We start from the raw sequence: 22,163 nt of genomic DNA, 5'->3' as shown, positions 1-22,163 counted from the left end.
TTAAATTTTGTACTATATCATATGGGACAGGTAGACAAAGTGTTACAGTTTGTCTGGATTGAAGTTTTTGTCACCCGTACTTTGGCTCCACATAGACTATAGTAGAAAATGTTAATTGAAAGGAGTATTCACCATATGAATTCTTATACAGATGTAAGTGGTCGAAGCTGCGGCCAGAGATCTGTACCGGCAAGTAACTGTCTCAGCAACCAATGGGGCTCTGCCGCTACGCCGGATTATTCGGATATGACCACATTTCCCTGGAATTCATGGGAATATGATGTAAACACACCTAATTACGCATTTCCAGAAGCCTCATTTACACAGCCAGGCGGAATGGCATGTACGCAGACGGCTCCCGGATGTCTGGAGCAGCAGTTCCCAGTTGCAATGGCCTATGTGCCCTGGCAGCAGTGGCAGACGACCTATGCTCCTGAGAGAGGGTTGTTACAGGGGACTATCTTCCCGGATTTGGATCTGGAATTTAATTACGGGAGGTGCGGCAGATGATGATGTATGATTGTGATTCCAATTCTCGTGAGGCGCTCTTAAGGAAAATTGATCAGGTAGGCTTTTCTTTGGATGATACCCAGCTGTATCTTGACACACATCCTTGTGATAGGGAGGCGCTGGCATACTTTAATCAGGTATCTGAAATGTACCGCAATGCAGTAGCATCATACGAAGCGCAGTTCGGACCACTTATGGCTTACCGCAGCAATGATTCATCGTACTGGTCCTGGATGGATGACCCATGGCCGTGGGAAGGAGGTCAGAATTAATGTGGAAATATGAAAAACGGTTACAATTTCCGGTTAATATTAAAGAGCCAAATGCGAAGATGGCTCAGTTTATAATGAGTCAATATGGTGGCCCAGACGGTGAGATGGGAGCTTCCATGCGATATCTTTCACAGCGTTATGCTATGCCTTATAAAGAGTGTAAGGGAGCACTTACGGATATCGGAACTGAGGAGCTGGGTCATCTGGAGATAGTAGCAGCTATCATTCATCAGCTTACCCGCAACCTTACAGCCGATCAGCTGGTGGAGCAGGGCTTTGGCCCTTATTATATCGATCATACTACAGGCATCTGGCCTCAGTCGGCAGGAGGTATACCTTTTAATGCCTGTGAGTTTCAGTCCAAAGGCGATGTGATTACGGATCTTCATGAGGATATGGCAGCAGAGCAGAAGGCTAGAAGCACCTACGATAACATCCTTCGTGTAGTAAAGGATTATGATGTCTGTGAACCTATCAAATATTTGAGAGAGCGGGAGGTTGTGCATTATCAGAGATTCGGTGAACTGTTAAGAATCACTCAGGATAATCTGGACAGCAGGAATTTCTATGCATTTAACCCTGCATTTGATGTGCAGTCAGTACCTAGCAGACAGTAAGTAAGACTGTAATGTGAATAGGAGAAGCGGGGGCAGAGCCCTGTGGAAGGGCTCTATCCTGTCTGCGGCACTTTCCATTACCCGTTTAGAAATAGGTAAATGATTGTGAAGCAAACTGACTAGAATTTATGCACTTCCTATAGAAATAATCTTGAATGGAATATATTAAGTGAGATTTTTAGGCAAAGTGGATATAAAATTTGATGAGAAGAGAGGCAGAAACAAGACTCGAAAGAGCTAGGTTTTTTGTGGCTTTCAGAGTCTCACAATTACTTATTTAGTGACAGAAGAAGATAGGAGCCTCCTTAGCGTCTTTCTGGATTTTCTAGCAGAACATAGAGGGCTATGAATACTGGAAAGGTACTGCAAAAAGAATCGGTGAATTCATTGATAAAGGGGAGTATGCAAGTGATGTGGAGGCAGTAGAAGCCTGTTATCATGAGAGAAAGGAACTCTCCGATTAGCTATTGTATTTAAAAAGAGATTTTACAGATGAAGTAAATAAGAAATACCTGCCGTTTCTTGCCCAATCAGAGTATTTGATTTAAAATTGCGTTATCAATGGCAAGTTGTAGCTTGTTCTTCCCCAAATTACGAGTGTGTATACCTGGCTCTGTTGACAAATTCACTTATTCTTTAAATCTTCAAAAAAGATATTGAGCAACTAATAAAAGCGGATTGGTCGAACTGGTATCAAACAGCGAGACTGTTTCAAAGTGGACCTGTTGACAAACTAAAGAAAAAGCATTTTCTATATGGTATAATTAATATATCAGATTAGGAGGTGCTTTTTTATGATGGGAAAAACGGATAGCCAGATGCAACTGATTGTTCTTGATATTGATTCTATGATTCCTTAAAATCATTTGTTGAGACAGATTAAAAAGGGCCTGTTGATAAAATAAAGAAGAATGGCTTCTTATATGTTATAATTACTATCGCAAATACAGGAGATTATTTCTTATGATGGAAAAACAAGATTACTAGATGCAAATCATAATACTCGACATTGACTCGATGATTTCACACAACCATCTTTTGAGGCGGAGTAAGAATTGCGTAAACTTTGATTTTATATATGAAAAAGCAGATCCTTGATATTCATCTGTCGGAAGAAGGGCTATTGCTCTAGTCGTTTTGATTAAAATGTTGCTAGCCGGCTATAATGGATCATTCCTGCCATCAGTCCTGGGATAAACGGAATAAAACGATTGAAACAATTAAACATTCCACGGTAGAATATATAAAAGAGCTTGATGAGGAACTTGCTTCCGTGTCTGGCTATGTGGAATCAGAGATCCAGAAAATAAAAAAAGAATATTTAAAAAACCTTACGGATTCGGAATGCAACAGAGGAATGCCTCTTATCAATAACGGCATTGAATCTAAAGCAGCGGTAAAAGCAGTGTAACAGCGCTGATATTTGTCAACTTTTTTGCGTCCATTTTAAATCACTGGAATTCATTTATAAATTAGGTATTTGTCAGCAGGTTCTTTATTCTACCTCATCTTGAAAAGATAATCCAGTCTTAAAAAGAAAGACGGATCAATGTTCCTTCCAGAAGGGCAATGTCCTCATCCTGGTGAGTAGTAAGCACAAGAAGCCTTCCCTCCTGTTTTTCCTTTATATATTCTATCACTCTTTGCTTTATTTCTTCATCCAATCCGGTAAAGGGCTCATCCATCAAAAGAATGTCCGACGGAGTAAGGAGTGCCCGCAGAATGGCTACTCGCCGCTTCATACCTCCGCTTAAGGTAGATACGGGCCGGGTAAGACATTCCTTTGGCAGCAGCCGTTCAAGCTCCTCTTTAATTTGGGCCGATTTCCTGAAGCGGCCTGCGCTTATGCTCACGTTTTCAACAGGGGAGAAGGCTTCAAAAAGCCGATCCTCCTGAAAGACAGGAGAAATCACCAGCTCCTCAAAGGGTATTCCTGATGCCGTGGAAATACTCCCGAAATCTGGCTTCTCCAGCCTCATAAGAATGCGCAGCAGTGTGGTCTTTCCAGAACCGGAGGGACTCATAAGGCAGTAGCGTTTTCCTTTTTCCAGAGTCAGGGACAAATGCTTCAGCACAGTAAGAGTCCCATAGGTTTTTGTTATATTGTTCAGGATTATCATAACAGTCACCTTTCTACCTTTGGATTTTCCTCAGCATAAACAAAAAGAGCTGTTCAAACAATGCGCTGATTACAACAATCACAAAGGTCCACGTAAAAAGTCCCGCTGTATCTAAATAAAGCTTGGAATAGTATAGCTGCTCCCCCACAGACCCCCTGGGAATACCGATAACCTCTGCTGCGATTCCTGACTTCCAGCTCATTCCCAAAGCCGTTTTGCAGCCGCTGATCAGATAGGGCAGAAGGGCAGGGATGTATATATAATGAATCCGTTTCCGAAGAGGAATACGGAATACCCTAGCCATCTCCAAAAGCTTACGGTCTGTACTGCCAAGCCCTGAGAGCGTATTTATATAAATCATAGGCACTACAACCAGAAAGGAGATAAACACAGCAAGGTTCCCGGAACCGACCCAAATTAATGCCAGTATAACAAAGGAGGCTACAGGTACAGCCTTGATCAGAAGCATCACTGGTTCAATCAATTCTCTTATAAGAGGAGAAATGTAAGCCAGGCTTCCCAGAAGAATCCCGCAGAGGAACGCGCCCAGAAAGCCCAGGCTGATTCTGGAAAAGGAGCAGAGTATGGTAAGCCAGAAGGATGTCTGATCAAGCTGTCCCCAGAGGGAGGCAGCCATTTCCACAGGTCCCACAAACAGAATATTGTTATTGATGAGCAGGCTTGCTCCCTGCCAGACTCCAAGCCAGAAAAGCCATATAAAACATGTTCGTAAGGGATGGCTGTATTTCATTGCATTTGACGCTCCCTGTTTTAGATATGGTAAAATGGCAGCGCAGATATTGCGCCGCCTCTTTTTTGCAGCCATCCCCTGTGGAAACCGGGATGTTCATCCGGTGGCTGCAGAGAGGACAAAACCCTGTGGTAAGCAAAAAGAAGTTATCTTCGATTATGGAATGTAGTAGAAATCATCTCCGGGCATAGCGCCGCCAATGGATTTGGCATCCTGTTCATAGAGTACGGACAGATAGCCGGAAAGCGCGGCTTTCATCTCTTCGCCAGTAAGACATACAATATTGCACAGGGGCAGTGCTTTCTTAGCAATAGGAGCCTTTTCCACAATGCCCTGAGCCGCGATAAGCTCTGCTGCTTCCTCCACATGCTCTGCCGCAAAAGCAGCAGATGCCTGATGATCCTTTAGGAACAGCTCAGCAGCCGCTTTATTTTCGCGGAGAAAATCACTTCGGATAACGGTTACGCCTGTTACCAGCATGCTTTTGCTTTCCTGATTCAGCAGATTCCACTGCTCGGTCAAATCCAGTACAGTTTTTAATGCCTCGTTCTGGATACAGGCAGCCGCTGCAAAGGGCTGGGGCAGCACGCCAATGGCTGTGGAGTCCTCCTTCAGGATAGAAGCAACCTCTGCAGCCTCTGATTTAAATTGAAGATCAACGTTGGATATGGAAAGGCCGTTTTGGCTTAAAAGATAGTTCATAACATATTCGGGGGTAGTGCCTTTCCCTGTCATATAAATGGTACGGCCCTTTAAATCGTTCATAGTTTGAATGGAATCGTCAGAAGCCACTACATAGAGCACCCCCAGAGTATTGATGTCTATAGCTGTAACCTGTCCCTGGGTTTTGGCATAGAGGACGCTGGCTATATTAGCAGGTAAAAGAGCGATATCCAGATCTGCGTTTGCAATTTTGCCAACCAGCTCGTCGGCCGTGCCTGACATTGTAAATTCATAAGAGTTTTCCGTCTCTCCCTTGGATGCCTTGTCTATGAGCGATGCCAGCCCCATGGAAGTAGGCCCCTTGAGAGAGCCGACGCGAATTCCATCCACACCTGCTGAATCGGAAGCCTTGCCTGAGTCAGCAGAATCCTGACTTACGGTGGTTTTTTCCTGTAAAGCAGAGGAAGTTTTGGCAGCGCTGCCGGATTCAGAGGAAGATTCCGCTGCTGGCTTTTGTGGCGCTTGTCCGCTTCCTGCGCATCCGCTTAGCAGCAGAGAGATTCCCAAACAGGCAGCCATCATGTAAGAAATTGATTTTTTCATAACTATCTCCTTTTTAAACATTTTAAACCTTTTATAGATAATTACTGCTATGAACCTTCTAGTTAGACATGGTATTTTTCCAGGGGACTTAAGGCATGGTTTGTGAGGAGGGTAAACCAGACGGCCTCACTGTCCAATGCGCCCGTCCGGGAGTTGGGACTATGCCCGGATAGGCTGCCATATCCTCTGGCTATGGGAAGTGTTTCTTATGTGACCGGCCTGATGCCGTCATCGACCCGGAGCAGCATCCTCTCGGATGATAAGACACCAGATTCATTAGGCCATCCGCTAAAGGATAGGCCGTTCTTGCCAGACAGGAAAAGACCATGTCAAGTGCTCACAGTATAACATAAAGTATCTGCCAATTCCATAAAATATTTGAGAAAAATTATTGATATAGGCATCATGATATGAGATAATGATGTTAACGTTTGGGGTGACCAGCGAATACACGTGTAAGGTGGAGGACGAAGGGATGAAAGTTACGATTTGTATTGGAAGTGCCTGTCATTTGAAAGGTTCCAGGGAAATTATTGAAAAGCTGCAGAAACTGGTGGCTGCCAATGGACTTTCCGAACAAGTAGATTTAAATGGCGCATTTTGCTCCGGCAACTGTGACCATGGTGTGTGTGTAACGGTAGAGAAAGAGCTCTATTCTTTAAAGCCTGAGGATACGGAAGTATTCTTTGAAAATGAAATTAAGGGGAGACTATAGCCATGGGCATGGAAATCATTGACTTCAAAGCCACAAAATGTAAGCATTGCTATAAGTGTGTCCGCTACTGTGAGGTTAAGGCGATTCAGGTGAAGGATGAACGCGCGGTGATTATGCCTGATAAGTGCGTGCTCTGCGGCCATTGCCTGAAAATCTGTCCCCAATCCGCAAAGACCTTAAAGAGCGATCTGGATATGGTAAAGGGCCTTATCCGGGAAGGGCAGAGGGTGGTGGTTTCCATAGCTCCGGCTTATATGGGGCTGTTAAAATATAAGACCATAGGACAGGTTCGTACCGCGTTGATGCGTCTGGGCTTTGAAGATGTAAGGGAGACCTCGGAGGGGGCTGCCTTTGTTACGGCCGAGTATACGAAGCTGCTGAAAGAGCACAGGATGGAGAATATTATTACAACCTGCTGTCCCAGCGTCAATGATCTGGTGGAAGTATATTACCCCCAGCTGATTCCGAACCTGGCTCCCGTAGTATCGCCTATGATTGCCCATGGAAAGCTTTTAAAGGAAGAACTGGGCAGAGACGTTAAGGTGGTATTTCTGGGGCCCTGTATCGCCAAGAAAAAGGAATCTAAGGATACGAGACATGATGACTGCATTGACGGTGTTCTTAATTTTAAGGATATCAATCAGTGGCTGAAGGAAGAAGATATTGTGATCGAGGACTGCGAGGACAAGCCGTTTGTCCGTTTTGATCCGAAGGTTAATCGACTTTATCCGGTAACCAATGGTATCGTCAACTCTGTATTGGCTACCGCGGAGGAAGGAGACAGCTATCGTAAGTTTTATGTTCATGGCGTGTCAAACTGCATTGATCTGTGCAAGAGCATGGCTAGAGGAGAGATAAGCGGCTGCTTCATTGAGATGAATATGTGCTCTGGCGGCTGTATCAAGGGGCCGGCTGTAAATGACGAGTCTATATCCAGATTCAAGGTGAAGCTGGATATGGAGGAAACCATAGGGCGTGTGCCTGCTGAAAAAGAGCAGATGGCTCCTGTATGGGAAAAGATGGCATTTGATAAGATCTTTGAGGATCGTTCGCCCAGAGAAACTCAGCCTACAGAGGCTCAGATTCGGGACATCCTCCGTATGACCAATAAGACAAAGCCTGAGGATGAATTAAATTGCGGCGCATGTGGTTATCCCACCTGCCGGGAGAAGGCCATTGCCGTATTTCAGCATAAGGCGGAAGTGAGTATGTGTATTCCCTTTATGCATGAAAAGGCGGAGTCTATGGCTAATCTGGTAATGGAAACGTCCCCTAACATTGTGCTTATTGTGGGAGAAGATATGCGGATTCTGGAGTATTCTGATGTAGGGGAGAAATACTTTGGGAAAACCCGATCCGAAGCTCTTCAGATGTATCTATATGAGCTTATCGATCCGGTGAACTTCCAGTGGGTATTCGATACGCACCAAAATATTCACGGCAAGCGGGTGAGCTATCCGGAGTATAAGCTTTCCACTCTGCAAAATATTGTATACATAGAGCGTGAAAATGCGGTTCTAGCCACCTTTATCGACATTACCAGGGAGGAGGAGCAGGCTAGGGAGGAGTATGAGAAGAAGCTGGAAACCATTGATCTGGCACAGAAGATTATTCATAAGCAAATGATGGTGGCCCAGGAGATTGCCGGCCTGTTAGGGGAGACAACGGCAGAGACAAAGACGACCCTGACCAAGCTGTGCCATTCCTTGCTGGAGGATGGAAGCGATGGCGGATACGCAGGCGGGGATGAGGAACGGGAGATAGCTGAGGTTCATTTGGGTAGCGGAGCGGTGCCCTTAAGGGGAGTGATGACGCCTAAGGAGAAGCCCAAGGAAACCGGTTCCAGGGGCTATGTTCATATTGGAAGCCCCCAGTCCTCAGGCTCTGGAAAAACAGGCTATGTCCGTTTAAACAGTGACGAACTGCACAGGCCAGGAGGCGGCGGAGGTAAATAATGGGAATTACGGTTGATGTTGCATATAAAAGCCTGAATAAGTTTTCCGAGATACTCTGTGGCGACAAGGTGGAGCTGCTTCAGACAGAGGATTCGAATATCATGATTCTGGCAGACGGTATGGGCAGCGGTGTGAAGGCCAACATCCTGTCCACCCTTACCTCTAAGATCCTGGGAACCATGTTCTTAAATGGAGCTACTCTGGAGGAATGTGTCGATACAATCAGCGAGACTCTGCCCATCTGTCAGATCCGCCAGGTGGCTTATTCCACCTTCAGTATTCTCCAGGTGTACCACAATGGGGATGCCTACCTGGTTGAATATGACAATCCGGGCTGTATTTTCATACGGGACGGAAGGCTGATGGAGATTCCAAGGAACACACGAATCATACAGGGCAAGTCCATTAATGAATACCGGTTTAAGGTGCAAAAGGGCGACGCTCTGATTCTTATGAGCGATGGAACCATACATGCAGGGGTAGGAGAGCTTTTAAACTTTGGATGGCTTTGGCAGGACATTGCAGATTATGCGGTGCGTCAGTACCAGCTGACTGTGTCCGCTATGCGTTTGGCTGCTGCCATCAGCAGAGCCTGCGACGAACTGTACCAGTTTAGACCGGGTGACGATACTACCGTTGCCTGCATGAGGATTATTGACAGTAAGCCTGTCCACCTTATGACAGGTCCTGCCAGAAATCCGGAGGATGATGTTCGTATGGTTCATGATTTTATGGGAGATCCTTATGCCAAGACCATTGTCTGCGGCGGTACCAGCGCTACAATCGTATCACGGGTGCTGAACCGGAAGCTGGACGTATCTCTGGACTATGTGGATCCGGAGATTCCTCCGATTGCTTATATGGAAGGTGTAGATCTGGTGACAGAGGGGGTTCTCACTTTGAACCGGGTGCTTCAGCTCCTTCGCCGGTATGTGAAGAATGAGACGGTTTCAGAGGAGTTTTTTCAGGAGCTGGATAAACCCAATGGCGGTTCCATGGTAGCCAAGGTGCTGATTGAGGATTGCACGGAGGTCCATCTCTATGTGGGAAAAGCGATTAACAGCGCATACCAGAATCCGGGCCTGCCCTTTGATTTGGGCATCCGTCAGAATCTGGTAGAGCAGCTAAAGCATGTGATTGAGGAGATGGGAAAAACGGTAGCAGTTTCCTACTACTAAATGTAAAAAGTGATGGAATACTCGCATTCAGCCTTTGTACCTTATTTTAAACTTGCATTTTTCTATAGGATATAGTAGATTCATATATTGTCATAAACTTAACAATCCAGTGCTGAGACCTGGCTGAACAGCAAAATACTTGACACTGTCTAAAACTTAAAGGAGGAAATAATAATGGTAACCAACGATGCGACAATCCTGCGCCTTAAGCATGATGTTCTTTATGAAGTGGCCAAGGCTGCATGGGAAGAAAGTTTGGAGGAACAGCGGGATCAAATTCCATTTAAGATGATTCCTGGACCCCAGGCAACTTACCGCTGCTGCATTTATAAAGAAAGAGAGATCATCAAACAGAGAGTCCGTCTGGCAGAAGGGAAATGCCCTGCCGGCAGAGATTCCTCCAATGTGGTTCAGGTCATCAATGCTGCTTGTGAGGAATGTCCTATCGCCTCCTATATCGTGACAGATAATTGCCGCAAATGCATGGGGAAGGCCTGTCAGAACTCATGTCACTTCGGGGCTATCAGTATGGGCTATGAGCGTGCCTATATTGACCCTGCCAAGTGCAAGGAGTGCGGAAAATGCTCCAATGCCTGTCCTTACAATGCAATAGCTCACCTGGAACGTCCCTGTAAGAAAGCCTGTCCTGTGGATGCTATTACATATGACGAGTATGGAATTTGTGTAATAGATGAAAAAAAGTGTATTCAGTGCGGTGCCTGTATTCACAGCTGCCCCTTTGGCGCCATTGGCTCCAAAACCTTTATGGTGGATGTGATACGGCTGATTCAGGCAGGTAAGCGGGTGGTGGCTATGGTCGCTCCTTCTACGGAAGGGCAGTTCGGCGCTGATATTACCATGGCCAGCTGGAAGATTGCCCTAAAGCAGCTGGGATTTGCGGATATGGTGGAGGTTGGTCTGGGAGGAGATATGACGGCTGCCTCGGAAGCGGAAGAGTGGGCTGAAGCCTACAAGGAGGGAAAGAAAATGACAACCTCCTGCTGTCCCGCCTTTGTAAATATGATTAAGCAGCATTTTCCGATGCTGTTAGAGAATATGTCCACTACAGTCTCACCCATGTGCGGCGTTTCCAGAATGATTAAGTACGAGCGTCCAGAGACAATCACGGTGTTTATCGGGCCTTGTATAGCCAAGAAGAGTGAAAGCCTGGACTTGAATATAGAAGGAAATGCAGACTATGCCATGACCTTCGGCGAAATCCGAGCCATGATGCGGGCTAAGGGAGTGGAGCTTCAGCCTGCAGAGAACGACTATCAGGAAAGCTCTATATTTGGAAAACGCTTTGGCAACGGAGGCGGCGTTGCGGCGGCTGTGCTTCAATGCCTGAAGGAAATGGATGAGAACACAGATATTAAGGTAGCCCGTTGCAATGGAGCCGCAGAATGTAAGAAGGCGCTGATGCTTATGAAGGCAGGCAGATTGCCTGAGGATTTTGTGGAGGGTATGGCCTGCGTAGGAGGCTGCGTGGGCGGTCCCAGCAGCCACAAGACAGAAATGGAGGCCAAGAAAGCCAGAGATCATCTCATCGGATCTGCTGAGGAACGGAATGTTCTGGATAATCTGAAGAAGTATCCGATGGATAAGTTTTCCATGCACCGGCATTAAGCTACGGTAGTTTAGATGACACTTGTGGTTTTTGAAGAGAAACGGTAGAACCAGAAGATATGGTGGCTTTTGAAGGAAAATTAAGTGAAATTGCAGCCTGAACGTGATGGCTTTTCAGGTCGATAGAAATAGATGCCTTGGCCCTGGGAGTTGCTTTCTCCTGGGGCTTTTTGAGGTTGTGATAATAGAGATTAATAAGTGTAATTGCTGCCACGTTCACAATTTTTTCGGAAAAAACGTAAATCCACAGCAGTAACGGCAATGATGCGTGTAATGCATTTTTTAGGTCAATGGTCTGTAAAACGCTCATAAGATTTTGCCCTTATGGGATAACCACCCACATAAACAAAGGTCATCTGCCACAGCTTCTGTATGCGGGGGTAGGGGTCTTGTTAGACAGTTTAAATTTACATGAAAGAGGATTAGCTGCGGAAACTCAAGCTATAATATTCTTGACAGACATTATCTGTTTTGCTATATTCGGATACGAATAACCATAGCAGGAAGCCTCTGTGATGAGCAGGCGAATAAAAACTAGATAGTCCGCCTCAAATATAAGGGCGGGTAAGAAACGGATGATAGAGACAGGAGCCTCACGGAGAGACAAGCCCTTGAAAGGGCTCTTTTATCTCAGCACAGGCGAAGATTGGAAAATGGCAAGGGCTAAGATGTTATAGTAAAAATGGCCGCTTTCCGTATGAAATAAATGGGATACGGGGATTATTTGAAGGATTCAGGAGATTGAGGTCAATCGGCGGACAAGCTGTAATGCCGTGAACAGGATTTTCTTCATAGAGTGGCAAAGGCTTCGTCGGATGGAATCAGGGAGAAGAATGGAATGAAGAAGAATGAACATGTGATAAAAGAGGTATATCCTGGTTCCATAGCAGAGGAAATGGAGATTAAACCGGGAGATGTGCTTTTGTCTATCAATAATGAAGAGATTGGGGATGTATTGGATTACAGATATCTGGTTAAGGATGAATATATTGAGGTTCTCATAAGAAAACAGGATGGAGAGGAATGGCTGCTTGAAATCGATAAGGAATATGATGATGATTTAGGTGTGGAGTTTGAAAACGGCCTGATGAGTGACTATCGTTCCTGCAGCAATAAATGTATGTTCTGCTTTATAGATCAGATGCCTCCTGGAATGAGAGAAACGCTGTATTTTAAGGATGATGATTCACGCCTTTCCTTTCTCCAGGGGAATTACATTACCTTGACCAACATGAAGGAACGGGACATAGAGAGAATTATCCGAATGCAGCTGGCTCCCATTAATATTTCTATACAGACTACGAATCCGGATCTCAGATGTAAAATGCTTCACAACCGCTTTGCCGGGGAGAAGCTGAAATACTTGAAGATGCTGTATGAGGGACATGTGGAAATGAACGGGCAGATTGTATGCTGTAAGAATGTTAATGATGGTAAGGAGCTGGAGCGATCCATCAATGACCTGGCGCAGTATCTGCCTTTTTTAAGGAGTGTTTCCGTGGTTCCGGCAGGGATTACAAAATACAGGGACAGACTGTTTCCCCTTGAACTCTACACAAAAGAGGAGGCAGGAGCCATTATTGATATGATAGAAGGCTATCAAAAGGAATACTATGAAAGGTATGGTCTTCATTTTATTCATGCTAGTGATGAGTGGTATATAACTGCAGGAAGGAGCTTTCCAGAAGAAGAGCGGTATGACGGCTATATTCAACTGGAGAATGGCGTGGGCATGATGCGTCTGTTTATCAATGAGTTTGAGGAGGCGCTAAAGGAAATAATAGGAGGCCCAGAATATGAAAAGCTGAAAGGGACGGTGAACCGGACTCTGACAGTTGCAACCGGAAAGCTGGCTTATCCTACAATCTACAGGTTTGCAGAACAGCTGATGGAGGCCTTTCCCTTACTTACAATTCATGTTTTCTTTATCAGGAATGATTTTTTCGGGGAGACAATCACGGTGTCCGGACTCATTACAGGTCAGGATTTAATCAAGCAGTTGAGGGCCCGAAAGGAAGGGGGGGAGGATTTGGGAAATGTATTGCAGATTCCGTCCAATATGCTTCGAATGGGGGAGCAGGTTTTTCTGGATGATTTGACAGTGAAGGATGTTGAAAGGGAGCTGGAAATGGCATTAGTTGCCGTAGAGCCAGGAGGACGGGAATTTATAAAGGCTATACTGGAGCCTAAATACAGAATGGAGCGGAATAATGACAACTTCGTGTATATACAGGCATATGACAGAGAGAAGCGGGCTTCTGACCAGTAAAGCCAGCGGGTACAAATGCTGATAATAATCTGTTCATAGCTGTATGAAAGTGACGGCAGATAAGAAGTCTGATAATTTTTCGAAGATTTCTTATCTGCTTTATTGTGCCGTAAAATACATATAAGGCGACGGTTTCTGAAAAGGATACCCAGGAGCATCCTTCCGTTGAAGATCGGCTTTATGAATGATACAATAGGATTTTAGAAATTCTTTTGTTTTTTATACAGGCAGATTTTTGTTTTGCCTGTTAGAATGATATGCACAAGGAGGAAGAAATGATGAATGGGGACCGGATTTTGCTGGTGGAGGATGATAAAGATATTAGAGAGGGAGTGGAGATATTTTTAAAGAGTCAGGGCTATGTAGTATATCAGGCAGCTGACGGACTGGAGGGTCTAAGGATACTGGAGGAAAGGGAGATTCAGCTGGCTATTGTAGATGTGATGATGCCCCGTATGGATGGAATTACTATGACCGCAAAGCTCAGGGAGAAGTATGATTTTCCCGTTATCTTCCTGTCTGCTAAGTCTGAGGAGGTGGATAAGATACTGGGGCTTAATATGGGAGCCGATGATTATGTTACAAAACCATTTACTCCTATGGAGCTTCTTGCAAGGGTGAATTCCCATCTTCGGAGGTATCACCGATTTTTGGATCGGCTCAATTCCAGCCAGAATGAGAATTCTAGGATTCATCGTGTGGGTGGGCTGGAGGTGAATGAGGAGACGGTGGAGGTGTTGGTAGATGATCGCCTAGTGAAGGTGACACCGATTGAATTTAAGATTTTGTTACTGTTAATACAGAATCCAGGCCGGGTTTTTCCAGCAGAGGAAATTTACCAGAGGGTTTGGAATGAGAGAGCTATTAATACGGATACCGTTATGGTGCATATCCGTAATCTTAGGGAAAAGCTTGAGGTAAATCCTAAGGAGCCCAAGTACATAAAGGTGGTGTGGGGAGTTGGATATAAAATCGAAAAGCAGCCATAAATGGGGCGTTTTAATTATTATATTGGCAGTCTTAGGGGCAGCGGCAGCCACGGTGAAGCTCTACCCCTATATGACAAATAAAGCCCGTGACTATGAAGCATACCGGACCTCCAGAATAAAGGAGAAAATCCGTGACTACAGTGATTTATCAACCCAGGTAATGAACTTTAGCTATGTAATCTGGCATCAGCAAAAGCAGGAGGAGGCAGGTCGTATTATGACCTACTCTGAAACCTATCTGCCGGGACTTGATGAAAAGCTGCGGGAGCTTCAGCGGACAAAACAGGCTCAGCAGCTCCAGGGCGAGCCTGCCGCCGCAGGTAATGAGACTGGGAAAACCGGAGATGGGAATGATTCAGACTATAGCAGCTATGCCGAAGAGTTGGGATCTGGTCCCTACGATGTGGATTACTACAACGATCTTCGGAATCAGATGAATAAAGCGGGGAATGATTGGGAGAATTACTATCGCAGGTATAGCTCCAATTTGTTTTACAGGGTAGTTGGAGCCAATGGTGAAACGCTTCGAAGCAATGTAAACCGTCCTGATGAATGTTTTGGGAAGCCTCTCAGCGACAAGGAGAGGGAGTTTGTATTCACAGTACAATTTTCCTCCTCCGGAAGTATGAAGGTAACAGATTTTAAAGGTGATGATAGTGATTGGTTCACATTTTTACAGGCTATGAATCGATATGAATTTTATGATCCTCTGGTATCCAGGACAGATGAGTCATATCCATATAGTGGCGTCCGGTTCCTTGGTCCCAGGAATATGACGGTTCAGTTCCGGTGCTTTCCGGACAAGGTAACGAATCAAGCATTAAATATGGACGGAAAAGCCGGAATGGATTACCAGTCCTATATTGACAGCAGCTATTATCCTGTCATCGGCAGTATATGCTTCTTCCTTCTAGTGCTGGCTCTGGCCCTGCCCGCAGTAAAACGCTTTGAAATTGGCCGCAGCGCGCTATGCAGACTGTCATTTGAGCCTTTAAGCTGTATGGGCGCGGTATGGATGGCTATTATGGGATCTGGAGGACTGCCCGCCTCAATGATAGCAGGCACTATGGACGGAAGACTGGGCGAGGAATTGCTGAAAGCTGGCTTACTGCCTGTATCGGCAAAGGCGATGGCTGTGCTTATTAATATACTGTTCTGGTCTGTGGTTTATGGCTTTTTTTACTGGGGTATTACCTGTTACCGGGCTATCTTCTCACTGGGATTCTGGAGGTACTGTAAAGAGAGAACCTGGCTGGGACGGTTCCTGTGCTTTAGCCAAAGATGGCTTGTAAAGATGTTCAATGTGTTCGACGAGACAGATTGGGAAAGCCGTTCTACAAGGATGATTGGGAAGGCGGTCATTGCCAATTTTATGATCCTGACTCTGATATCCTGCCTGTGGTTTTGGGGGATCGGAGCTCTGATTATTTACTCTGTGGTTCTATTCTTCCTTATCCAAAAATACTGGGGACAGATGCAGGAAAAATATAACAGGCTGCTGGAAGGAATTAACTCTATGGCAGAGGGAAATCTGGATATAGAGATTGACGAGGATTTAGGAGTATTTAATTCATTTAAGAAACAGCTGGCCCGAATTCAAACAGGCTTCAAGAAGGCGGTGGCCCAGGAGGTGAAGAGCGAGCATACCAAGTCAGAGCTTATTACAAATGTGTCCCACGATTTAAAGACGCCTCTAACCGCAATTATAACGTATGTAAACCTGTTGAAACAGGAACATATTACAGATGAGGAACGGGCTGCCTACATTCAGGTGCTGGATCAGAAGGCGATGCGCTTAAAGGTGCTGATAGAGGATTTGTTCGAGGTTAGCAAAGCCAGCTGCGGGACTGTTTCGCTCCACCCTGAGAATGTGGATATAATCAGCCTTTTAAAGCAGGTAAGATTTGAACTGGCAGATAAGATTGAAGAAAGCGGCATCGAATTTCGCTTCCATTTGCCTGAGGAACGGGTGATACTGTATCTGGACAGTCAAAAGACCTATCGTATATTTGAAAATTTGATGGTGAATATTATCAAATATGGAATGCCGGGGACAAGGGCCTATGTTCAGGTATTCCGGGATCAGGAGGGCAGCGTGGTTATTTCTATGCGCAACGTGTCGGCCGAAGAGCTGAAAGTGTCTCCTGAGGAGCTAAGCGAGCGGTTTGTGAGGGGAGATGCCTCCAGAAACACAGAAGGCTCAGGATTGGGGCTTGCTATTGCAAGAGGCTTTGTAGAGGCTCAGGAAGGAAGCATGGATATCGAGGTGGAGGACGACCTATTTCGGGTGGTAATCCGATGGAAGGAAAAACGTAAAGAACCAGAATTTCAAGAGTTTGAAAAATGGGCGGATGAGGAGAGAATGGAAGATGAAGGATCTAAAGAGGAGCCAGTCAGGGCAGAAACGGAGCAGGAAAAAGATACAATAAACCTGAGAACTGTTACAGAGTATAAACCCTTAGACTGAAATTGCGCCTCGACTGAGGTTTCGATTTGAACTGAGGTCGTGGCTTTGTTATTGATCAGATGTTTTTCGTGGTTTCCTATGTTCGTCTAAGTTTCACATGATATAATTATAAATATATTTCTTGCCATTCATACGCAGTGTTGAAGAATTCGTCACATTTGCGTGTTATAATTATTAAAATATATCCCAATCCAATTTTAAGGAGGTTGCGATGAAGCTGCTATACGCTGAAGATGAACCGGCTCTTTCCGAAGCGGTTGTTGATTATCTTACATATCATAAATATATCGTTGACGCCGTATATGATGGCGCAGATGCTTATGATTACGCCATTCCTGGTGAATATGATGGAATTATTCTTGATATTATGATGCCAAAACGGGATGGCTTGGAGGTGCTTTCTGCGCTGCGCAAAAAGGGATGCAGAACGCCTGTACTTCTATTGACAGCAAAAACGCAGGTAGAAGATCGTATTCGTGGTTTGGATACCGGTGCGGATGACTATCTCCCCAAACCGTTCGACATGGGTGAACTGATTGCCAGAATCCGTGCCATGTTAAGACGCCGGGAAGAGTTTCACCCCGATCTGATCTGCTTTGGTGACTTGACGTTAAATATGCAGTCTGGAGCGATCCACTTGGGAGATATGTCTTTCCAGTTACCCAAGCAGGAATATCGCCTAATGGAGCAGCTTATGCTGAATCATTCGATGTATCTGTCCACGGAGGATTTACTTGTAAAGGCATGGGGATATAATACAGAAACGGACATAAACAGCGTTTGGCTGTATATTTCCTATTTGCGAAAACGGCTTTTAGCAATGAACTCCAAGGTGGAGATCGTCTCAAAACGGAATATCGGTTATAAATTGGAGCTGCAATCATGACGAAGACATTAAAAAGACGATTTATTATCTTCACCATGGCGGCAGTTACCTGTCTTTTGATATTCATTGTACTTGCAATTAACGGACTGAACTGGATAATGCTGGAGCGTCAGTCCGATACGGTACTTGATATACTTGTAGACTCCGGCGGTGCATTTCATAAAATGGATTTTAACCGTCCCCCACCGTTTTCACACCCGCTGGATATGGACAGAATGCGTTCTTCACGATTCTTTATTGTCCGAAGTGATGCGAATGGCAATATCATGGATGTGAATACCGATCAAATATCCTCGATAGATTATGAGACGGCTAAAAGTTATGCCTTGACAGTTTGGGAGTCTGGAAAAGAATTTGGAAGAATGGAGGGCTACAAATTTGCGGTTAAACAGATGGGAGCTAATCGGCTCACTTTCTTTATTGATACATCGGGGCAGAGCGAGAGTTTCTATAGGGTCTTGTTTGCTTCGGGAGCGATATCAGCGCTTTGCTGGCTGATTCTACTGATTATTGTTATCCTGCTTTCGGGCAAGGTGATTCGCCCTGTGCTTACAGGTATGGAAAAGCAAAAGCAGTTCATCACCAATGCCGGACACGAGATGAAAACACCGCTGGCGATTATTCAATCGAATAACGACACGATGGCACTCATCCACGGAGAGAATAAGTACAATGTGCATATCCGTGCACAGACTAAACGGCTGAATGTGCTGATGTCAAATCTGCTGACCCTTGCCAAGCTGGATGAGGAAATCCCTCTGCCAACGGAATCGGTAAACATCAGTGATCTTACAAATGAGCTATTGCCCGTTTATCAAGAGGATGCGCAGGCGCGAAATCTTCATTTCAATATGCAGATCGAGCCGGATATTACCATACAGACCAATAGAGATAGTTTTCGTCAAATGCTGACGATTCTGCTTGATAACGCTCTGAAGTATACTCCCGATCATGGGTATATTCATTTGTCGCTGACAAGAAACGGCAGACATACTCAAATCATCGAAGAAAACACCTGCGATCCATCCTTTGAGCCAGATCCGGAGCGATTGTTTGAACGGTTTTACCGTGGAGACGCCGCACGAACACAGAGTAAGGAGTCCTCTGGCTATGGAATCGGGCTGTCCGCTGCCCGTGCTATCTGTGAGAATTTTGGTGGAAAGCTGACAGCGGGATACCCTTCTGCCGGAAGTATCCGTTTCACCGCCAGATTTTGAGAATTCAATAAATGTTCACAAACCTTCCCGTGTTTCTTCACACATGGGAAGGTTTTTCTTATGCAAATCATAGGTTCGTTTTTTATAATATTGGCATAGAAAGGAGGAGTGCTGTTTGCAATTCAGACATGAGGTTAAGCATGAAATCAGCAATCACGATATGCTGATCCTGCGGCAGAGATTACGAGCCGTGATGAAACCGGACAGACATGCTGTAAACGGACAATATGAAATACGCAGTTTATATTTTGACAATCTTGACGATAAAGCTCTCAGAGAGAAGCTGAACGGCGTGAATATCCGTGAAAAATACCGCATTCGCTTGTATAACAACGATCATTCTAGTATCCATTTGGAGCGGAAGTTCAAACACGGAGGACTTGGTTATAAGGACTTTGCCAATTTGACATCGGAACAGGCACAGGCGATTTCCAGAGGGGATGTCAGTTGGATGGCTGAAAGTACGGATGAAGTGATTCTCGGCTTTTATACCCGCATCAAAAGCGAAGGACTAAAAGCCAAAGTCATTGTGGATTATATCCGTGAGCCTTTTGTGCTCGCTCCCGGCAACGTTCGCGTGACGTTGGATTATAATATTCGCACGGGCATGAGCTGCACGGATTTTCTGAATCCGGATTGTGTGACTGTCCCCATCACGGATTCTCCCTGTATCCTCGAAGTGAAGTGGGACAACTATCTTCCCGATGTGATTCGGGATGTGATACAGCTTGACGGCAGGCACAGTGCGGCTTTTTCTAAATATGCCGCTTGCCGTATGTACGATTAAGAAACAATTCTAACAACTATAAAGGAGTAATCATGACTTTCAACGATATTTTCAAGTCCAGTTTTCTGGAAAATGTATCTTCTATCAGAATTTTTGATATGCTGTTGACCATTGTGCTGTCCTTTGGCATTGGTCTGTTTATCTTCCTCGTCTATAAGAAAACCTACCGTGGTGTGATGTATTCCGCAGGTTTTGGCACAACGCTCGTTGCTCTGACTATGATTACATCCATCGTTATTCTCGCAGTAACCTCTAATGTAGTTCTGTCTCTCGGTATGGTCGGTGCGCTCTCTATTGTTCGTTTCCGTACTGCCATCAAAGATCCTCTGGATATTGCCTTTTTGTTTTGGGCGATCGGTGCAGGTATTATCCTTGCAGCAGGCATGATCCCTCTGGTAATCATCGGCAGCGTCTGCATCGGTCTGATTTTGCTGGTATTTGTCAATCAGAAATCCTATACCCATCCTTACATGGTCGTGCTAAACTGCGTAAATCATGATGCGGAAGTGAAAGCCAAGGAATTTCTTGCAAAGAATGTAACCCGCACCACGGTCAAAAGCAAATCTGCTGTAAAGGGTGCGATTGAAATGAACATTGAAGTCCGTCTGAAGGAGGGCGATACCGATTTTATCAATCTTCTCTCCGAAATGCCCGGTGTGAACAGCGCAGTAATCGTCTCCTATAATGGCGATTACATGGGGTAAGGCAATGGTGGTAAGTAAACATTTGGACAAAATTGCATGGACAGTCACAGCCTTACTATTGGTCATTACCATTCTGTTTATGAATGGCGGCGCCCTTGGTCTTGAGGCTATGGAGCATACCATGGGATATGAAAACCGTTTGTTCGACAATACCTGGGTGCATACCATTGATATTGTCATGAACGATTGGGACAAATTTATTGACAATGCTACGAGCGAAGAATACTATACAGCTGCTGTGGTGATTGACGGAGAAGCCTATAAGAACGTGGGCATTCGTGGGAAAGGAAATACATCTCTTTCCACGGTTTCTACCATGAACAGCAACCGCTATAGCTTCAAGGTGGAGTTCGATCACTACGACAGTTCCATTACCTATCACGGTCTTGATAAACTGAGCTTAAACAATCTGATTCAGGATTCCACCATGATGAAGGACTATCTGACCTACACCATGATGAAGGAATTTAGTGTGACAGCTCCCCTATGCAGCTTCGTGTATATCACCGTCAATGGAGAGGATTGGGGGCTGTATCTGGCAGTAGAAGGCGTGGAAGACAGTTTCCTTGAACGGAATTACGGCTCAAATTGCGGTGAACTGTACAAGCCAGACAGCATGAGCTTTGGCGGTGGTCGAGGAAACGGAAAAGATTTCAAACTGAATGATTTTATGAAGCGTGAGGGATCTTCTGATGTGAAGCTGCAGTATGTCGATGATAATGCCGGCAGCTACACTAACATCTGGAACAATGCCAAGACCGGTATTACTACGGCCGATCAGACACGGCTCATTGAATCTCTGAGAAAATTGTCAAACAGTGAACAGATCGAATCTGTGGTGGATATTGAGCAGGTTATCCGTTATTTCGTTGTTCACAACTATGTCTGCAACAGAGACAGCTACACCGGCTCTATGATTCACAACTACTATCTGTACGAAGAAAACGGACAGATGGCAATGATACCGTGGGACTACAATCTGGCATTTGGTACTTTCCAAGGTGGAAATGCGCAGAGCACGGTCAACGAACCCATTGATTCTCCCGTGTCCGGTGGCTCTGGTGAAGACCGTCCCATGTGGAACTGGATTCTGTCTGATGAAACCTATACTGAGCTGTATCATAAGTATTTTGCAGAATTTTTGAACACGGTGGATATTGGCGGCATCATCGACAACGCCTACAGTCTGATCCAATCCTATGTAGAAAAAGACCCTACAGCGTTTTATACCTACGAAAAATTTGAAGCAGGTGTTGAAACCATGCGTCAGTTCTGCAGCATGCGTTCTGAAAGCATTTCCATGCAGCTTGCAAACGGTGAAACCACAAGCGCTGTGAGCTATGTAGATGCTTCCGGCCTTACCTTGTCCGACATGGGTTCCATGGGAAGGGGTGGCGGCTTTGGTGACGGAGGTATGCCGGACATGGGTGGAAGCAAAGTTGGCTTTGGTGGTCGTGGATCGCCGGGCGGTACAACTTCCGAAGATACTGAAAAAAACACAAGGCCCGATACAGATGCAAATGCATCTTCTGGATTGAACAATCAGGGAATATCTGTATCAGAAGGAATGCCTGAAATGAAGGAAGGCTTCGATCCCTGGCAGATGCCCAGCGGCGATTTAAATTTCAATGTGAACGGTATGGGTAATAACGCTTCAAGCAGCGCCAACTGGATATGGCTCTCCATATCTGTACTGATTCTTGGCGCTGGTTTAATCATTGCGAAGCTGTATAAGCATTAACGGGCAATAGAAAAACCGCTGCAATTTTCATCCCCGCTTAGGATGGAAGTTGCAGCGGTTTTATTTTTCTGAGAAAGGGTCTCAAACTGTATC

The 22,163-nt window shown here is 45.2% G+C and carries 20 protein-coding genes; 16 read left to right on the top strand and 4 right to left on the bottom strand.

Annotation, left to right across the window (positions count from 1 at the left end):
• Positions 1-135: 135 nt before the first annotated feature.
• From FYJ39_RS05760 to FYJ39_RS05745, 4 genes are all read left to right on the top strand, one after another.
• Entirely contained in the window at positions 136-510 is a 375-nt protein-coding gene (locus FYJ39_RS05760; RefSeq protein ID WP_154471579.1) for a spore coat associated protein CotJA, read from the top strand.
• On the top strand, positions 507-782 hold the full coding sequence (locus FYJ39_RS05755) for a spore coat protein CotJB (protein WP_353847328.1): 276 nt from the start codon (positions 507-509) through the stop codon (positions 780-782). The genes FYJ39_RS05760 and FYJ39_RS05755 overlap by 4 nt, the downstream gene beginning before the upstream one ends.
• Entirely contained in the window at positions 782-1,399 is a 618-nt protein-coding gene (locus tag FYJ39_RS05750; protein ID WP_154471577.1) for a manganese catalase family protein, read from the top strand. The genes FYJ39_RS05755 and FYJ39_RS05750 overlap by 1 nt, the downstream gene beginning before the upstream one ends.
• Before the next feature lie 1,165 nt (positions 1,400-2,564).
• Positions 2,565-2,810, top strand: a complete 246-nt coding sequence (locus FYJ39_RS05745; RefSeq protein ID WP_154471576.1) for a hypothetical protein — start codon at positions 2,565-2,567, stop codon at positions 2,808-2,810.
• 118 nt (positions 2,811-2,928) lie between these two features.
• Here the strand turns inward: FYJ39_RS05745 and FYJ39_RS05740 are convergent, their stop codons facing one another.
• From FYJ39_RS05740 to FYJ39_RS05730, 3 genes are all read right to left on the bottom strand, one after another.
• Positions 2,929-3,519, bottom strand: coding sequence for an ABC transporter ATP-binding protein (locus FYJ39_RS05740; protein WP_154471574.1), 591 nt, complete (start codon positions 3,517-3,519; stop codon positions 2,929-2,931).
• Positions 3,520-3,532: 13 nt separating this feature from the next.
• Positions 3,533-4,270, bottom strand: coding sequence for an ABC transporter permease (locus FYJ39_RS05735; protein ID WP_154471573.1), 738 nt, complete (start codon positions 4,268-4,270; stop codon positions 3,533-3,535).
• A gap of 156 nt (positions 4,271-4,426) precedes the next feature.
• A complete protein-coding gene (locus FYJ39_RS05730) occupies positions 4,427-5,536 on the bottom strand; it encodes an ABC transporter substrate-binding protein (protein ID WP_154471571.1) in 1,110 nt (369 codons plus the stop codon).
• Between the two features lie 475 nt (positions 5,537-6,011).
• Here FYJ39_RS05730 and FYJ39_RS05725 point away from each other — a divergent pair, with 475 nt between their 5' ends.
• From FYJ39_RS05725 to FYJ39_RS05710, 4 genes are all read left to right on the top strand, one after another.
• The gene (locus FYJ39_RS05725; RefSeq protein WP_154471569.1) at positions 6,012-6,251 is read left to right on the top strand and encodes a (2Fe-2S) ferredoxin domain-containing protein; all 240 of its coding nucleotides are present in this window, start codon (positions 6,012-6,014) and stop codon (positions 6,249-6,251) included.
• Positions 6,252-6,253: 2 nt separating this feature from the next.
• Positions 6,254-8,206, top strand: a complete 1,953-nt coding sequence (locus tag FYJ39_RS05720) for a [Fe-Fe] hydrogenase large subunit C-terminal domain-containing protein (RefSeq protein ID WP_154471567.1) — start codon at positions 6,254-6,256, stop codon at positions 8,204-8,206.
• Positions 8,206-9,384: a SpoIIE family protein phosphatase gene (locus FYJ39_RS05715; RefSeq protein WP_154471566.1), complete on the top strand. Its 1,179-nt coding sequence runs from the start codon at positions 8,206-8,208 to the stop codon at positions 9,382-9,384. The genes FYJ39_RS05720 and FYJ39_RS05715 overlap by 1 nt, the downstream gene beginning before the upstream one ends.
• A 174-nt stretch (positions 9,385-9,558) precedes the next feature.
• Positions 9,559-11,010: a 4Fe-4S dicluster domain-containing protein gene (locus FYJ39_RS05710; RefSeq protein WP_154471564.1), complete on the top strand. Its 1,452-nt coding sequence runs from the start codon at positions 9,559-9,561 to the stop codon at positions 11,008-11,010.
• 1 nt (position 11,011) lies between these two features.
• On the opposite strand, the gene FYJ39_RS05705 is transcribed toward FYJ39_RS05710, so the two are convergent.
• Entirely contained in the window at positions 11,012-11,320 is a 309-nt protein-coding gene (locus tag FYJ39_RS05705) for a hypothetical protein (protein ID WP_154471562.1), read from the bottom strand.
• Between the two features lie 486 nt (positions 11,321-11,806).
• On the opposite strand from FYJ39_RS05705, the gene FYJ39_RS05700 reads away from it, so the two are divergent.
• From FYJ39_RS05700 to FYJ39_RS05665, 8 genes are all read left to right on the top strand, one after another.
• On the top strand, positions 11,807-13,279 hold the full coding sequence (locus FYJ39_RS05700; RefSeq protein ID WP_328597523.1) for a DUF512 domain-containing protein: 1,473 nt from the start codon (positions 11,807-11,809) through the stop codon (positions 13,277-13,279).
• Positions 13,280-13,557: 278 nt separating this feature from the next.
• Positions 13,558-14,268 (top strand): response regulator transcription factor, encoded by a 711-nt coding sequence (locus tag FYJ39_RS05695; protein WP_154471685.1) that lies wholly within the window; start codon positions 13,558-13,560, stop codon positions 14,266-14,268.
• A complete protein-coding gene (locus FYJ39_RS05690) occupies positions 14,240-16,735 on the top strand; it encodes a sensor histidine kinase (protein WP_154471558.1) in 2,496 nt (831 codons plus the stop codon). The genes FYJ39_RS05695 and FYJ39_RS05690 overlap by 29 nt, the downstream gene beginning before the upstream one ends.
• Positions 16,736-16,946: 211 nt before the next feature.
• A complete protein-coding gene (locus FYJ39_RS05685) occupies positions 16,947-17,621 on the top strand; it encodes a response regulator transcription factor (RefSeq protein ID WP_154471556.1) in 675 nt (224 codons plus the stop codon).
• Positions 17,618-18,838 carry a sensor histidine kinase gene (locus FYJ39_RS05680; protein ID WP_154471555.1) on the top strand — a complete coding sequence of 407 codons (1,221 nt, stop codon included), beginning with the start codon at positions 17,618-17,620 and terminating at the stop codon, positions 18,836-18,838. Before FYJ39_RS05685 ends, FYJ39_RS05680 begins: the two co-directional genes overlap by 4 nt.
• A 115-nt stretch (positions 18,839-18,953) precedes the next feature.
• Entirely contained in the window at positions 18,954-19,625 is a 672-nt protein-coding gene (locus FYJ39_RS05675; protein WP_154471553.1) for a polyphosphate polymerase domain-containing protein, read from the top strand.
• A gap of 32 nt (positions 19,626-19,657) precedes the next feature.
• On the top strand, positions 19,658-20,329 hold the full coding sequence (locus FYJ39_RS05670; protein ID WP_154471551.1) for a DUF4956 domain-containing protein: 672 nt from the start codon (positions 19,658-19,660) through the stop codon (positions 20,327-20,329).
• Positions 20,330-20,333: 4 nt separating this feature from the next.
• Positions 20,334-22,070 (top strand): CotH kinase family protein, encoded by a 1,737-nt coding sequence (locus FYJ39_RS05665; protein WP_154471549.1) that lies wholly within the window; start codon positions 20,334-20,336, stop codon positions 22,068-22,070.
• The last annotated feature ends 93 nt before the right edge of the window (positions 22,071-22,163 follow it).

Source organism: Clostridium porci (genome assembly GCF_009696375.1).
GTDB classification, from domain to species: domain Bacteria; phylum Bacillota; class Clostridia; order Lachnospirales; family Lachnospiraceae; genus Enterocloster; species Enterocloster porci.
The sequence above is the reverse complement of the archived record's forward strand: the minus strand, read 5'-3'. Positions and strand labels throughout refer to the sequence as shown.